General features: G+C 72.1%; 13 protein-coding genes. 8 read left to right on the top strand and 5 right to left on the bottom strand.

Translation table 11 applies throughout. The annotated features are described in order from the left end of the window. Position 1: 1 nt before the first annotated feature. The 3 genes from sbnA to ABD343_RS22505 form a co-directional block, all read right to left on the bottom strand. On the bottom strand, positions 2 to 1,000 hold the full coding sequence (gene sbnA / locus ABD343_RS22515; RefSeq protein WP_344531030.1) for a 2,3-diaminopropionate biosynthesis protein SbnA: 999 nt from the start codon (positions 998 to 1,000) through the stop codon (positions 2 to 4). Positions 1,001 to 1,054: 54 nt separating this feature from the next. Next, the gene (locus tag ABD343_RS22510; protein WP_344531028.1) at positions 1,055 to 1,369 is read right to left on the bottom strand and encodes a hypothetical protein; all 315 of its coding nucleotides are present in this window, start codon (positions 1,367 to 1,369) and stop codon (positions 1,055 to 1,057) included. A 179-nt stretch (positions 1,370 to 1,548) separates the two neighbouring features. Further along, a complete protein-coding gene (locus ABD343_RS22505; protein WP_344531026.1) occupies positions 1,549 to 1,836 on the bottom strand; it encodes a hypothetical protein in 288 nt (95 codons plus the stop codon). Positions 1,837 to 2,030: 194 nt separating this feature from the next. On the opposite strand from ABD343_RS22505, the gene ABD343_RS22500 reads away from it, so the two are divergent. Then, positions 2,031 to 3,062: a LuxR C-terminal-related transcriptional regulator gene (locus tag ABD343_RS22500; RefSeq protein WP_344531024.1), complete on the top strand. Its 1,032-nt coding sequence runs from the start codon at positions 2,031 to 2,033 to the stop codon at positions 3,060 to 3,062. 100 nt (positions 3,063 to 3,162) lie between these two features. Here ABD343_RS22500 and ABD343_RS22495 read toward each other — a convergent pair whose 3' ends face one another. Together ABD343_RS22495 and ABD343_RS22490 are read right to left on the bottom strand one after the other, a co-directional pair. Continuing rightward, positions 3,163 to 4,068, bottom strand: a complete 906-nt coding sequence (locus ABD343_RS22495) for an ABC transporter permease (protein WP_344531023.1) — start codon at positions 4,066 to 4,068, stop codon at positions 3,163 to 3,165. After that, complete coding sequence (locus tag ABD343_RS22490; protein ID WP_344531021.1) at positions 4,068 to 5,036, bottom strand: ATP-binding cassette domain-containing protein; 969 nt, start codon at positions 5,034 to 5,036, stop codon at positions 4,068 to 4,070. Before ABD343_RS22490 ends, ABD343_RS22495 begins: the two co-directional genes overlap by 1 nt. A 295-nt stretch (positions 5,037 to 5,331) precedes the next feature. Here ABD343_RS22490 and ABD343_RS22485 point away from each other — a divergent pair, with 295 nt between their 5' ends. The 7 genes from ABD343_RS22485 to ABD343_RS22455 all read left to right on the top strand — a co-directional run bounded on the left by ABD343_RS22485 (position 5,332) and on the right by ABD343_RS22455 (position 13,882). Continuing rightward, positions 5,332 to 7,620, top strand: coding sequence for an MMPL family transporter (locus tag ABD343_RS22485; protein WP_344531020.1), 2,289 nt, complete (start codon positions 5,332 to 5,334; stop codon positions 7,618 to 7,620). A 149-nt stretch (positions 7,621 to 7,769) separates the two neighbouring features. After that, the gene (sbnB, locus tag ABD343_RS22480; protein ID WP_344531018.1) at positions 7,770 to 8,777 is read left to right on the top strand and encodes a 2,3-diaminopropionate biosynthesis protein SbnB; all 1,008 of its coding nucleotides are present in this window, start codon (positions 7,770 to 7,772) and stop codon (positions 8,775 to 8,777) included. A gap of 192 nt (positions 8,778 to 8,969) precedes the next feature. Then, a complete protein-coding gene (locus ABD343_RS22475; RefSeq protein WP_344531016.1) occupies positions 8,970 to 9,236 on the top strand; it encodes a hypothetical protein in 267 nt (88 codons plus the stop codon). A 317-nt stretch (positions 9,237 to 9,553) separates the two neighbouring features. Next, positions 9,554 to 10,147 carry a DUF2617 family protein gene (locus ABD343_RS22470; protein ID WP_344531014.1) on the top strand — a complete coding sequence of 198 codons (594 nt, stop codon included), beginning with the start codon at positions 9,554 to 9,556 and terminating at the stop codon, positions 10,145 to 10,147. Positions 10,148 to 10,231: 84 nt separating this feature from the next. Beyond that, the gene (locus ABD343_RS22465) at positions 10,232 to 12,031 is read left to right on the top strand and encodes a polyamine aminopropyltransferase (RefSeq protein ID WP_344531013.1); all 1,800 of its coding nucleotides are present in this window, start codon (positions 10,232 to 10,234) and stop codon (positions 12,029 to 12,031) included. Positions 12,032 to 12,091: 60 nt separating this feature from the next. Next, positions 12,092 to 13,072, top strand: coding sequence for an SRPBCC family protein (locus ABD343_RS22460; RefSeq protein WP_344531011.1), 981 nt, complete (start codon positions 12,092 to 12,094; stop codon positions 13,070 to 13,072). 21 nt (positions 13,073 to 13,093) lie between these two features. Beyond that, positions 13,094 to 13,882, top strand: coding sequence for an aldose epimerase family protein (locus ABD343_RS22455; RefSeq protein WP_344531010.1), 789 nt, complete (start codon positions 13,094 to 13,096; stop codon positions 13,880 to 13,882). Positions 13,883 to 13,979: the final 97 nt, after the last annotated feature.

Below are 13,979 nucleotides of genomic sequence, written 5' to 3'. Positions count from 1 at the left end.
GTCAGTGCACTCCAGAGATGACGGTGTCCGGTGGCGCGGACAGCTCCAGCGCGTCCAGGCCGTAGAGGTCCCGGACCCAGCCGGCCCGGTAGATCGTGTCCAGGTAGCGGTCGCCGAGATCGGGCGAGATGGCCACGGCGGTGACGTCCTCGCCGGGGCGGTGGTCGGCGAGCCAGGTGAGCGCGCCGTGCACGACGGTTCCGGTGGAGCCGCCGAAGAGGAAGCCGCCCCTGGCCAGGGTGTGACAGGTGCGGACGGTGTCGGTCTCGGAGACCAGCACGAGGTCGTCGACGTAGGACTCGTCGAAGAGCGCGGGGCGTACGCCCGCTCCGAGCCCCGGGATCATCCGGGTGCCGGGCGGGCCGCCGAAGGTGACGGAGCCGACGCTGTCGATGCCGACGACGGTGACGGGGCTGCCGGGCCGGTCCTTGAAGTAGCGGGCGCAGCCCATGAGGGTCCCGGTGGTGCCGGCGCCGACGAACAGCAGCTCCAGGCCGGGGAACTGCTTCTCGATGGCGGGCGCCGTGGTGGTGTAGTGCGCCCGCCAGTTGTTCGGGTTCGCGTGCTGGTTCAGCCACACGTACCGCGGGTCGGAGGCGCACAGATGGCGTACGTGGTCCAGGCGGGCCCCGAGGAAGCCGCCGACGGACGAGGACTCGGTGACGACGTGCACCTCGCTGCCGAGGGACTCGATGACCTGCCGCGTCGAGAGGTTGGTGCGCGGGTCGACCACACACACGAAGCGGTAGCCCTTGGCGGCGGCGATCATGCTGAGGGCCATGCCGAGGTTGCCCGAGGAGGACTCGACCAGGATCGAGTCGGGGCGGAGGAGACCGCCGCGCTCGGCGGCGTCGATCATGGAGGAGGCGGCCTTCAGCTTCACGGAGCCGGCGAAGTTGAAGCCCTCGCACTTCAGATACAGCGGATATCCGTACATGGCGCGGAGGTCCACGAAGAGGTCGTCCTCGTTGAACTCCTGCGGCGTGGAGATGATGGGCACGATGCCCGCCCCCGTTCTGGTGTGATGTCCGGTTCCCCGTGGCGTCGCGGTGGCTCAGTCCCAGCCGACACCGGGGGAGTTCAGGCCTGCCGCACCGTCCGCGGCTCCCCGGGACGCGGGGGCGAGATCCCAGCCCACGCCGTCTCCCTCGTCCCCGCTCTGCGGCGCGGAGGCCGGCGCGGAGACGGCGGAGGAGACGGCGGAGGAGGCGGCGGAGGAGGCGGAGGCGGGGGACTTGGGGGCGAAGTCCCAGCCGACGCCGTCGCCGTTGCCCGTGGCCGAGGCGGTGACGGCGAGGCCCAGGACGGCGGAGAAGGAGAGGGCGACGGTGGCGAAGGTGCGGGCGGCGAAGGCGTGGGCGTAGCGCATCGGATTTTCCTTTCAGGACAGTGGATTCGGAAAGCGGAAGGAATGAATTCCGGGGAGTTTTGGAACTCCCTTTCGTCTTCCGCTGACTCAAATACTGTCGGTCGGGATATCCGGTGTCACGCGAAATCGTTGGCAGGGAACTGCACGGGCAACTGTTTGCCAGCCGGAAAACCGGAAGGTCACTTACCGGCTTGGTGCCCGGAATCGCGACCCGGATCGCGGCCTTCCCATTCCCAGCCGTTGAGTTCCTCGTAGTCGAGGAATCTCCTCATGATCCGGAAAGCGGCCTGCTCCGCGTGCGGCGCCGAGTTCGCCGTGAGGAAGAGCATCGCGCTGGCGCCCTCGAAGTCCGTCTCCGCGTAGACGTGTTCGAGGCCGTCCTCGGCCTCCGCCGCCGCGTACATCAGCTTCCGCACCTGATCCGCGTCCAGGACGGTACGGCCGCGGACGACGCGGCCGATCAGCATGTACATGACGTTGCCCTTCCCGGGGCCGGGGGCGCCCCTGGTCGGCTGTGTACGGGGGAGCTGTGCACGGTGCGTTGACGTGACTGGCATTAACCGGCCATGTCATACGCGCGGTTGAGTCGTAATATGTCGGGGGTGTGGCCGGACCGTGGAGGGGCCGCAGCGGTACTCGGAGCACTCATGGGGGAGACCACGTGCTGGAAGTACTAGGAGTCAGTGCCAGAGCGGAGACCGTCTACCGGGCCATGGTGGCCAAGCCCGAGTTAGGTGTGGCCGAACTGGCCGAACAGCTCGACTGGCCGTCCGACGAGGTCCGCGCCGCTCTGGACGAGCTGGCCAGGCTCTCGCTGATCCGCCAGTCCGACCAGCGGCCCGGCGGGCTGATGCTGGTCAACCCCGAGGTCAGCCTGGTCTCACTGCTGGCCCGGCAGGAGACCGAACTGACGCAGCGCCAGCAGGAGATCACCTCCGGGCGGCTCGCGGTGAGCCAGATCGTCGCCGAGTACGTCGACTCGGTGCAGCACCAGCGGCGCCTCGACGTCGAGGAGCTGAGCGGGATCGACACCGTGCGGACCCGGCTCGTGGAGCTGGCGCACGAGTGCTCCGCCGAGGTCATGGAGTTCACAACCGGAGGCGGCCAGTCCGAGGCGAGCCGGCAGGCCAGCAAGCCCATCGACCAGCAGCTCCTCGAACGGGGCGTCCGGATGCGCTCGCTCTATCTGGAGAGCGTCTCCAACCACCCCGACACGACCGGCTACCTGGAGTGGCTCACCGGCCTCGGCGCCCGCGTGCGGGTCACCGCCTCGCTGCCGCTCCGGATGATCATCTTCGACCAGCGCACGGCGATCGTCCCCAGCAACCCCGACAACACCTCCGTCGGGGCGCTGCTGCTGCACGGCAGCGGCCTGGTCTCCGCTCTCTGTGCGCTCTTCGAGCACATGTGGGAGGCGTCGCTCCCGTTCGGCGGGGCCGCGCCCCGCGATGACAGCACCGGGCTCAGCAGCCAGGCCCGCGCGGTGCTGAGCCTGCTCGCGCAGGGGCACACCGACGAGGTCGTGGCCCGCAAGCTGGGCATCTCCGTGCGTACGTCGCGCCGGGTCACGGCCGAGCTGATGACGCTGCTCGGGGCGCGCAGCCGCTTCCAGGCCGGCGTCATCGCCGGTGAACTCGGCTGGCTCCAGGGCTCGCAGGACGTTCCCGAGGGCACGGGGCCCGCACCGGGGTGATCCGTGACCGGGTCGCCGGTGCGCGGGTGATCCGTGACCGGATTGTCGGCGCTCGGGCCGTCGGTGCTCGGGTCGCCGGGTTTCGGTGGCCTCCACGACGTCACCGCACGGCCGCCGTGCGGAAGGTCCGCAGGCAGAGCGGGACCAGGACCACGATCATGGCGCCGACCGTGAGGGAAGCGACCAGCACCGGATGCTCCACCGGCAGGCCGCTGCCGTGCGCCGCGGGAGCGTTCCCCCACAGCACCCGGCACGACTCGGAGACGGTGCTCACCGGGCTCCACTCCGTGACGGTGCGCAGCCACGTGGGCAGCCCGTTCAGCGGCATGAAGGAGCTGGACAGGAACGACGCGATGACGAGGACCAGCGCGGAAATCCCGTTGATGGCCTCGGCGTTCCGCATGACCAGGCCGAGCAGGGCGCCCAGCCACAGCATCGCGTAGGCGAAGGCGATGAGCAGCGCGAAGCCGCCCAGCGCGGGCAGCACGCCCCGGTCGATCCGCCACCCCACCAGCAGCCCGACGCCGCCGACGGCGGCCATGCTGCACAGCGCGGGCACCAGGTCGGCCGCCGTATGGCTGACCAGCACGGCGGGCCGCGCCACCGGGAGCGAACGGAAGCGGTCGATCAGGCCCTTGCCCATGTCGCCCGCGACGCCCAGCGCCGTGATCCCCACGCAGGTCAGCGCCACCTGCGCGAACACGCCCGCCATCACGTAGTCGTGGTACTCGCCCTCGCCGACGCTCACGACGCTGGCGAAGAGATAGCCGAGGATCACCACCATGGCGACGGGGGTCAGCGCCACGGCGATGATCTTCTCCGGGGTGCGTCGCAGATGCCGCAGGTGCCGCCCCGTCAGGGCGAGGACGTCGCTCAGCGCGGCCGCCGGGCCGCCGCCCCGGCCCGCCACGGGGGCCGGCCCGGGGGCCGGGCCGGGGCCCTCGCCGGGACCGGGACCGGGACCGGGTGCCGCGGGGGGCGCGGGGGTCGCCATCAGGCCGCTCATCACTTCTCCTCCGGGGTGGATGCGGTGGTCTTCTCGCCGGTGAGCTGGAAGAAGACGTCGTCGAGCGAGGGCCTGCGCAGCGCGAAGTCCGTGACCTCGACACCCTGGGCCTCCAGCGCCGCCGAGCAGTGGGAGATGGCGGTCATCCGGTCGGTCACGCGCAGGGCGAGGGTCCGGCGCTGCGCGTCGACGGTCGGCGCCTCGACGGAGACGGTGACGGGCGCCAGCGCGGCGAGCGCGCGGGGCACGTCCTCGTCGGTGGGCACGGCAATCTCCAGCCATTCCTGGCCGACCTTGCGCTTCAGCTCGTCGGCGGTGCCCTCCGCGAGCACCTGGCCGGATCCGAACACCATGATCCGGTCGGCGAGATAGTCGGCCTCCTCCAGATACTGCGTGGTGAGCAGCACCGTCACGCCCTGCGCAACCTGCTGGCGGACCATCTGCCACAGCACCATCCGGCTCGACGGGTCGAGACCGGTCGTCGGCTCGTCCAGGAACAGCACCTCGGGCGCCGCGATCAGACAGGCCGCGAGGTCGAGGCGCCTGCGCATGCCGCCCGAGTACGTGCGTACGGGCCGGTCGGCCGCGTGCTCCAGCTCGAAGGAGGCGAGCAGTTCGTCGGCGCGGCCGCGCGCGGCACGGCGGCCGAGCTTGAGCAGCGTGCCCAGCAGCGTCAGGTTCTCGCGCCCGCTGAGCAGTTCGTCCACCGCGGCGTACTGCCCCGCGAGGCCGATCCGGCGCCGTACCTCACGCTGCTGGCGCACCACGTCGTAGCCGGCGACGCGGGCCCAGCCCCCGTCCGGCTCCAGCAGCGTGGCCAGGGTGCGTACGGTCGTGGTCTTTCCCGCCCCGTTGGGGCCCAGCAGACCGAGGACGGTTCCTGCCCGGACCTCAAGGCCGACTCCGGCCAGCGCTCGGGTTTCCCCGTACCGCTTCTCCAGGGCTTCAGCCTGTATCGCGATCTCCACGAAATTCCCTCCCTTGGATCATGACGGCGGAATTCCGGGGTGCGTGCGAACACTGCGAAAAGGACCGGGAATTCCGCACTTCGGCGGTACGGGTGGAGCGTTACTGCCCAGGAAACGTAGCAGCGAAATCCCCGGCCCGGTGCCCGGTATGTCCGTTCTGCGGTGGCAGTAGCTTGCCCCTGCAGGAAGCTGCACGCGCCCATTCCCCCAAGGGCTCCGAACCGCCCCTAGCGTCGAAGGCGATCCCCGGTTGACCGCTTCGAACCCGGGGTTGCCGATGACCGCAGGAGAGGTAATGGCAAGCAAACGGAACTTCGCCGCCGCGCTCGGTGACTGGAGCGCGCAGCACCGCAAGACAGCAATCTTCGGCTGGCTGGTCCTGGTCGTGCTCGTCACCGTCCTCGGCGGGTCGGCAGGCCAGAAGACCATGACGAACGCCGACTACGGCACGGGTGACTCGGGCAAGGCCGAGCGCATCCTCCAGGACGCCGGACTCGCGCCCCCCGCCGGCGAACTCGTCCTCGTCGAGGGCGGCAAGCTCACGGCGGACGACCCGGCCTTCCGGTCCGCCGTCGCCGCGACCGTCGAGGCGATCGAGAAGACCGGCCTGGCGCAGAACCTCAAGGACCCCAACACCACCCGCCTCTACTCCGAGGACAAGCACTCGGCCCTGATCCAGTACGAGGTCAAGGGCGACCCCGACACCGCCGCCGACCGCATCCAGCCGGTCATCGACGCCGTCGAGAAGACCGACAAGGCCCAGGGCGAGGTCACCCTCGGCCAGTACGGCGCCGCGACCGGCCTCAAGGGCATCAACGACAGCCTGGGCGAGGACCTGATGCGCGCCGAGCTGACGGCCGTGCCCGTCGCCCTCGGCATCCTGTTCATCGTCTTCGGCGCGCTCGTCGCCGCCTTGCTGCCGGTGGTGCTCGCCGTCACCGCGTGCGTGGCAGCGATGGGACTGCTCGCCGTCTCCAGCCAGTTCGTCCCCGTCGACGGCATGACCAACTCGGTGATGTTCCTGATGGGCCTCGCCGTGGGCGTCGACTACTGCCTCTTCTACCTGCGGCGCGAACGCGAGGAGCGGGCCAAGGGCCGCGACCGGGCGACCGCGCTGCACATCGCCGCGACCACCTCGGGCCACTCGGTGATGATCTCCGGCCTGACCGTCGTCGTCGCCATGGCGGGCATGTTCCTGTCGGGCCTGACGGTCTTCGAGGGCTTCGCGATGGCCACCATCGAGGTCGTGCTGATCTCCGTGATCGGCTCGATGACGGTGCTGCCCGCCGCGATGGCCTGGCTCGGCGACCGCGTCCAGAAGGGCCGCGTCCCGTTCCTGAGCAAGCGCCGCGAGGCGGCGGCGGCCAAGGCCGCGCAGGAGGCCGCCGCGTCCGGCACCTCCGCCTCCGGCACCTCCGCGTCCGGCACCCCGCGCAAGGAGAACGCGCTGCTGCGCGGCGTCATGCGGCGCCCCGCGCTCTTCGCCGCCCTCGGCGCCGCGCTGCTGCTCGTCCTGGCCGCGCCCGCGCTCGGCATGAAGACCGAGAAGCTCGGCACCGACAAGCTCCTCCCGCCGGACAGCCCGATGGTCACCGTCTCCGAGAAGATCGGAAAGGAGTTCCCCGGCGCGCCCGCGCCCGCCGGCGTCGTCGTCAAGGCGGACGACATCACCGGCCCCGAGGTCACCGGCGCCATCGCCGACTTCAAGAAGGCCGCGCTCGCCTCGGGCCGGACCGGCAAGCAGATCGACGTCAAGGTCCACAAGAAGGAGGACATCGCCGAGATCAGCGTCCCGCTGATCGGCAACGGCACCGACAGCACCTCAAAGAAGGCGCTGGAGACCCTGCGCGGCGAGACCGTGCCCGACACCCTCGGCAAGCTCAAGGACACCGAGTCGCTGGTCCGCGGCGACCTGGCCTTTTCCGAGGACTACAACGACCAGCTCAGCGACAGCATCGTCCCGGTCTTCGCCTTCGTCATGGGCGTGACCTTCCTGCTGATGCTCGTCTCGTTCCGCTCGCCCGTCATCGCGCTCACGTCCATCGTCCTCAACCTGCTGTCCGTCGGCGCCGCCTACGGCGTCATGACCGCCGTCTTCCAGCACGGCTGGGGCGCGGGCCTGGTCGGCACCGAGGCACCGGGCGCGATCGAGTCCTGGATGCCGCTGTTCGTTTTCGTCGTCCTGTTCGGACTGTCCATGGACTACCACGTGTTCGTGGTCTCCCGGATCCGCGAGGCGTACGACAACGGGGCACCGACCCGGCAGGCCATCGCGCACGGCATCCGCTCCACGGCGGGCGTCGTCACCAGCGCCGGCCTGATCATGGTCGCGGTCTTCGCGGTCTTCGGCACGCTGTCCATGCAGGACTTCAAGCAGCTCGGCGTCGGCCTGGCCGTCGCGGTCGCGCTGGACGCCACGGTCGTCCGGGCGATCCTGCTGCCGTCCGTCATGGCCCTGCTCGGCGAGGCCAACTGGTTCCCGCGCAAGCGCCGCCCGGCGGCGCCCGCGGCGTCCGGGGCCACCTCCCCGGCCCCGGCACCGGCCGAGCCGTCCGGCGGCGACCGCGTCCCCGTCACCCACTGAGCGCGGCACCCGGCCCCGCCCCTCACCTCCCCCGGCACCCGGCCGGGGCGGGCGAGGGGCGGGGCCGGGCCGTATGCCCCTCCGTTCTCCGCACGCCCCCCGCACGCGCCCGCATGCCACCCGTATCCGCGTATACCGAGAGGACCGACGTGTTCGAGTTCAGCGTCATCACCGGCACCACCGCCCGCGCAGTGATCGACCGGACCCGCCCGGAGATCATCGAAGAGGTCCGCAGGACCTATCTCACGCACGACGCCGGGGACTCCGTGAACCCCGACAGCTACTTCCTGCGCTTCCCCGAGAAACCCGACGCCCGCATCATCGCGCTCCCCGCCTACCTCGGCGGCGGCCACGGCGTGGCGGGCATCAAGTGGATCGGCAGCTTCCCCGCGAACATCGAGGAGGGCATCCCGCGCGCCTCCGCCGCCCTCCTCCTCAACGACTACGCGACCGGCTACCCCTTCGCGCTCCTGGAGGCGTCCCAGATCAGCGCGGCCCGTACGGCGGCGTCCGCCGTGCTCGCCGCCCGAGAGCTGACGGGCGGCCGTACGGCGGAGCGCGTCGCGGTCGTCGGCGCCGGGATCATCGCCCGCAACATCCTGGAGTTCTTCGCCGCCGACGGCTGGACGTTCGGCCACCTCGACGTCCACGACCGGGTCCCCGCCTACGGCGAGGCCCTCGCCGCGCACGCCGCCGAGACGCTGGGCTGCCCGGCGGAGCTGAAGGGCGGGCTGGACGAGGCGGTGCGCGGCGCCGACCTGGTGGTCCTGGCGACCACCGCGGGCGAGCCGTACATCCTCGACCCGGCGGCCTTCGCGCCCGGCCAGACCGTCCTCAACATCTCGCTGCGCGACATCGGCCCGGAGATCGTCCACGGCGCCCACAACATCGTCGACGACGTCGAGCACTGCCTGAAGGCCAATACCTCGCCCCACCTGGCCGAACAGAAGTACGGCAACCGCGACTTCATCACCGGCACCCTCGCCCAGCACCTCACCGGCGCCGTACGCACGGACACCACGAAGCCCGTCATCTTCTCCCCCTTCGGCCTGGGCGTCCTCGACCTCGCGGTCGGCCTCCACGTCCACCACGCGGCCACCACCGCGAACGAGGCCCTCACGGTCGACGGCTTCTTCGGAGAGACGAGCCGCTGGTGAGCCGCTGGTGAGCCGCTGGTGAGCTGCCGGTGAGCTGCCGGTGAGCGGCGCCGGGAACCGTTCGGGCCGCCGAACCTCTGAAGTTCCTCAACTCCGCTTTGGAACGGATTCCCCCCGGGCAGGAGCCGTTCACGCCGCTACGGCGTCAACACAAGTGTGCGGAACAGCAATTGACCAAAGGGGGAACCGCACATGGCGATCACATTGGTAGCTCTGCTCGTCATCGCCGTCATCGTGGTGCTCATCGTCGCGGTCGCGAAGACCGGCGGCGGAGGCGGCTCGGCGGGCGGCGGACCGAACAACGGTGCGTCCTGGTGGGCGGGCGGCGGTGACGGCGGCTCGTCCTGCGGCGGCGGTCATCACGGCGGCCACTCCTGCGGCGGCGGCTCCTCGTGCGGGGGCGGCGGCGGAGGAGGGGGCGGCGGCTGCGGTGGTGGCGGTGGTGGCGGCGGGGGCTGAGCCCGCGCGCGAGCCCCGCGCCACGGCGCACACATCACACCTCTCTCCGGCCCCCGGCACTCCGCCGGGGGCCGGCCTGCTGCGCGCGGGGGCTCAACTTCCGTATGTTTCGTGGGGATTCCGTTCCTCTCCCGTGGGCTTTGTGGGTGAACACATGACCTGTCCCGCACCTATGGGATGGAAATCCGGAGAAGTTGGGTAAAACCGCTGAGGACGCGGCGCATTCCATGATTCGGTGATTTCGCGTCCCCGGGCTCTGGTCCCTTGTCGAGGGGTGGGCCGGCCCACCCTCCACTGCGTGTTTGCGGAGCCGACCCATGCTCACCACACTCAAGACCGCCTATTCCGACACCCGCGCGGGCGACCTCGCCTGGGCGCTGGGCCGAGAGCCGCTCCCGGCGCTCGCGGCCCTCGATCTCGAACTCGCGGGGGCACACGTGCAGTTGCGGCTGCTCGGCGCCTCCCACCAGGTGCTCCTCGACGAGGAGTACGGAAGCTGCTCCGAGACCGTGGCCTGCATGCCGGGCAGCAGCACCCCGCTCCCGCTGGGCGTGTCGAAGCGGTTCGGGGAGTGGGAGTACGAGTTCGCGGCCCGCGTCGAGACGCTGTCCGGCGGCTCGTTCGCCGGGCGCGCCTCGGAGCTGCTCGCACTGGTCTCCGACCATCCGAACGGACTCGCGGGCACCTTCCCCGGCGCCCCGCACGCGTTCACCGCGCTGCTCGTCCAGCGGCACGAGGGGCAGGTGCACTGGCGTACCTGGCACTCGTACCCGCAGGAGGGCCGGCTGGTGGCGACGCGTACCCGGGTGGGCGTCCGCGCGCTCGACCCGCCGGAACGGTCCTCCTCGTCCCCCGCACCGTCCCCCGCTCCGTCCCCGGACCCCGGGAGGCGGGGCCGCGCGTTGGCCTGAAAGGGGTCGCGCGGGGCGTTTCGTCCTCCGAGAGCACTCGTGTGGGTGACCAGGGGTTCCATCAATGTCACGTAGCGTGCACGCATGATCGACCGGCCCTACGAGCGCTTCGGCCACGAGTCGCACGAGGACCGTGTCCGGCTGCCCGTCCCGGCCGCGGTCGGGCGCTGGCTCGTCCTCGCCTCCGTCTTCATGTGCGCCGCCTGCGGTTTGGTCTACGAGCTGGAACTGGTCGCCCTCGCCTCCTACTTGGTGGGCGACTCGGTCACCCAGGCCTCCGTCGTCCTGTCGGTCATGGTGTTCGCGATGGGCGTCGGCTCGCTCCTCGCCAAGCGGCTGCGCGGCCACGCCGCCTCCGCCTTCGGGTACGTCGAGGCGCTGCTCGCGCTCGTCGGCGGCGGCTCGGCCATGGGGCTGTACGCGATGTTCGCCTGGTTCGGCGAGGCCCGGATCGCGCTCGTGGTCATCTCGTTCGCGATCGGGGTGCTGATCGGCGCGGAGATGCCGCTGCTGATGACGCTCATCCAGCGCATCCGCAGGCAGGACCCGGGCGGCGCCGTCGCCGACCTGTTCGCCGCCGACTACGTGGGCGCGCTCGTCGGCGGCCTCGCCTTTCCCTTTCTGCTGCTGCCGCTGCTGGGCCAGTTGACGGGCGGGCTGCTCACCGGCGTCGTGAACGCGCTGGCGGGCGGCGTCGTCGTGCTGTGGCTCTTCCACCGCGACCTGAGCCCTCGCCGCCGCTGGTGGGTGCTGGCGGCGAACGGCGGGGTGGCGCTGGTGCTGCTCGCCGGGACCGCGTTCGTCGACCCGTTCGAACGCGCCGCGCGGAACGCGGTCTACGGGGACGAACTGCGGGTCGCCGTGCGCACCGGCGTCCAGGAGATCGTCCTCACCGGGGACGTCGGCGGCACGGGCGGCGCGGGCGACGGGGCCGGTGACCTCGCGGACGGCGCGGGCGGCGGCGAGGAGCTGCGGCTCTTCCTCGACGGGCGGCTGCGCGTGCGGGGCGCCGACGAGGCGCGCTACCACGAGGCGCTCGTGCGCCCCGCGATGGCGGAGGGCCTGCCGCACGGCCGGGTGCTGGTCCTCGGCGGCGGCGACGGCCTCGCGGTCCGCGAGGTGCTGCGCTTCCCCGGCGTCCGTGAGGTCACCGTCGTCGAGCGGGACCCGGGCCTGACCCGGCTCGGCCGCACCGACCCAGGGCTGCGCGCGCTCAACGGCGGCTCGCTGGACGACCCGAGGGTGCGCGTGGAGACCGGCGACGCCTTCGCCTGGCTGAGGAAGTGGCTGAGGAAGCGCGAGGGCGAGCCGTACGACGTGGTGATCTCCGGCCTCCCCGACCCCGGCATCACCACCAGCACGAAGCTCTACTCGCAGGAGTTCTACGGGCTGGCGTCGCGCGCCCTCACCCGCGACGGGCGGCTCGCGGTCCACGCCGGGTCGCCCGGCAGCCGCCCGCGCGTCTACTGGACGGTCGAGGCCACCCTCCGCTCCGCGGGCCTGCACACCCGGCCGTACGTCGTGGACGGCCACCGCACCCGCTTCACCTCCGGGCCCGACCGCTCCGCCCAGCGCGAGGACGGCGGGCGCGGCGGCCCGCACGGCTGGGGCTTCGTCCTCGCCTCGCCGCAGCCCGGCGCGCCCGGCGGTACGGGCGGCGGTACGGGCGGTGGAACCGGCGGGGGCATGGGCGGCGGCGTGGGCGCGGGCGGCGGCACCTCGGCCCTGCGGCTCGCGGGAACGGGACAACAGCTCCCCCCGGCACGGGTCTTGACCCCGCGCCGCTTCGCCGAGGCCCGGCAGCGCGCCGAGGCCGGTCGGCTGAGCGGACTCCCGGCCTCCACCCTGATGCACCCCCGCTACCTGGCGGCCGATCCCGGCTGACGGGACCGATCCGGGCCCAGTCATATGTGCGCTGAAGGCATCAGTAATAGGCTCCGCACCATGGAGCACGAGGTGTACGTTCCGTTTCCCATCGGCTCTGTACGAGCCGCACTAGCCGACCGCGAGCGCGTGGCCCGTTGCGTACCGGGCCTTCAGCAGGACGCCGAGGGCGGTGCCGCGAGCGGTGCCGAGAGCGGTACCGAGGGCGCGGGCGCCCCGGACCCCGGCACCGTGGCGGGCCGGATGAGGGTCCGTATCGGCGGCTCGACCATCACGTACCGGGGCAGCCTGACGCTGACCCCGCGCGAGGCCGCGGGCGGAGTGGCCGACGGCTTCTCCGTCGAGGGCACCGGCAGCGAGGCGCGCGGCAGCGGCTCGGTGAAGCTGGTGCTCAGCGTCGTGCCGAGACCGGCCGAGAGCCCGGAGACCGAGGGCGAGGAGGGCTCGCACCTGCTGTGCACGGGCACCGTGACGGGCACGGGCCGGATCGGGGACGCCGACGCCAAGGCGGCGGCGTCCGCGGGCATCCGGCTGCTGGACCGTTTCGGCGCCGCGCTCACCGACAGCCTGCGCGACGACCCGCCGCCGGTCACCGGCGGCATCGGCGCCCCCGGCGACAACGAGCGCGCGATCCCCGGCATCCCCGAGCCCGAGGAACGGGCCGAGCCCGAGGGCCGGTCCGGCGAGCGGTCCGGGGAACGGCCCGGAGAGACCGAGCACGCCAGCGTCTTCGAGACGGAGATCCCGCCGTCGTCGCTGGAGGCGGAGGACGCCGCCGGCACCGGCACCGGGGACGGTCCAGGCCGCGACCCGCTCGACCCGGAGGACCCGCTCGCCGCCGAGGCCGCGCACGCCCGCCGCACGATGATCGGGCGCAGCGCCGAGGAGGTCGACCACGCGCCGCCGCGCGGACGGTACGCGCCGGTCCCCGCCCCCGAGCCCGCGACCGCCACCGCCACGCTCCGCTGGGCGGCGCCCGCGGCGGCCGTCGTCGTCGCCGGGGCCGTCGTGATCGGCCGGGTCCTGCGGCGACGGCGCTGAGGCGCGGTTAGGGTCGGCCGTATGACTGTTCTGCGCGCCGGAGACACCGAGCTGACCGTCGAGCCCGAGCACGGATGCCGGATCGCCTCGTTGAAGGTGGGCGGCACGGAACTGCTGCGCCAGGGCGACAAGTACGGCTCGTTCGTGATGGTGCCCTGGTGCGGGCGTACGGCCGAGGGCCGCTTCCGCAACGGCGGCGAACTCTTCCAGCTCCCCGTCAACGACGGCCCGAACGCCATCCACGGCACCGTCCGCCACGCGGCGTGGCGGACGGTGCGGGGCGACGGCCGCACGGCGTCCTTCGTCCTGGACCTGACCGACCCCTGGCCCTGGGAGGGCCGGGTCACCCAGGTCGTCGAACTCGCCGAGGACGGCGGCGGGGTGACGCTGACGCTGGGTGTCGAGACGCCGGACGCGTCGTTCCCCGCGCAGGCCGGATGGCACCCGTGGTTCCTCCGCAACCTCGGCGCGGGCGGCGAGGACGTCCGGATCGACTTCACCGCCGAGTGGCAGGAGGAGCGGGGCGAGGACCACATCCCGACGGGCAAGCGGATCGCCCCGCGCCCCGGGCCGTGGGACGACTGCTTCGGCATGCCGGACGGTGTGGACGTCACCCTGACGTGGCCGGAGGAGCTGTCGCTGCGCGTCAGGAGCCGGGCGGAATGGGTCGTCATCTACGACGAGCAGCGCGAGGGCGTCTGCGTGGAACCCCAGTCCGGCCCCCCGAACGGCCTCAACTCCCACCCCCGCCTTGTCACTCCGGTGGACCCGCTGGAGCTCTCGACGACCTGGACCTGGCGCCGCCTTTGACCCCCAGGGGGGCAGGCCCTTGCTCCTCCCTCCCGCGAAGCGTGGGAGGTCTGCGCGCCCCTGAAAGGGCGAGCCCCGCTCTTCCCCCCACTGTGCT

Origin of the sequence: Streptomyces albiaxialis (assembly GCF_039530985.1) — a bacterium.
Classification (GTDB): domain Bacteria; phylum Actinomycetota; class Actinomycetes; order Streptomycetales; family Streptomycetaceae; genus Streptomyces; species Streptomyces albiaxialis.
Note: the sequence above shows the minus strand (reverse complement) of the source record. Positions and strands in the feature narration are given on the sequence as shown.

Coding starts and splice junctions, on each gene's coding strand:
- ABD343_RS22465 (WP_344531013.1), top strand. CDS start 10,232: ATGATCGACCGGCCCTACGAGCGCTTCGGCCACGAGTCGCACGAGGAC.
- ABD343_RS22485 (WP_344531020.1), top strand. CDS start 5,332: ATGGCAAGCAAACGGAACTTCGCCGCCGCGCTCGGTGACTGGAGCGCG.
- ABD343_RS22475 (WP_344531016.1), top strand. CDS start 8,970: ATGGCGATCACATTGGTAGCTCTGCTCGTCATCGCCGTCATCGTGGTG.
- ABD343_RS22510 (WP_344531028.1), bottom strand. CDS start 1,369: ATGCGCTACGCCCACGCCTTCGCCGCCCGCACCTTCGCCACCGTCGCC.
- ABD343_RS22495 (WP_344531023.1), bottom strand. CDS start 4,068: ATGAGCGGCCTGATGGCGACCCCCGCGCCCCCCGCGGCACCCGGTCCC.
- ABD343_RS22470 (WP_344531014.1), top strand. CDS start 9,554: ATGCTCACCACACTCAAGACCGCCTATTCCGACACCCGCGCGGGCGAC.
- ABD343_RS22505 (WP_344531026.1), bottom strand. CDS start 1,836: ATGCTGATCGGCCGCGTCGTCCGCGGCCGTACCGTCCTGGACGCGGAT.
- ABD343_RS22460 (WP_344531011.1), top strand. CDS start 12,092: ATGGAGCACGAGGTGTACGTTCCGTTTCCCATCGGCTCTGTACGAGCC.
- ABD343_RS22455 (WP_344531010.1), top strand. CDS start 13,094: ATGACTGTTCTGCGCGCCGGAGACACCGAGCTGACCGTCGAGCCCGAG.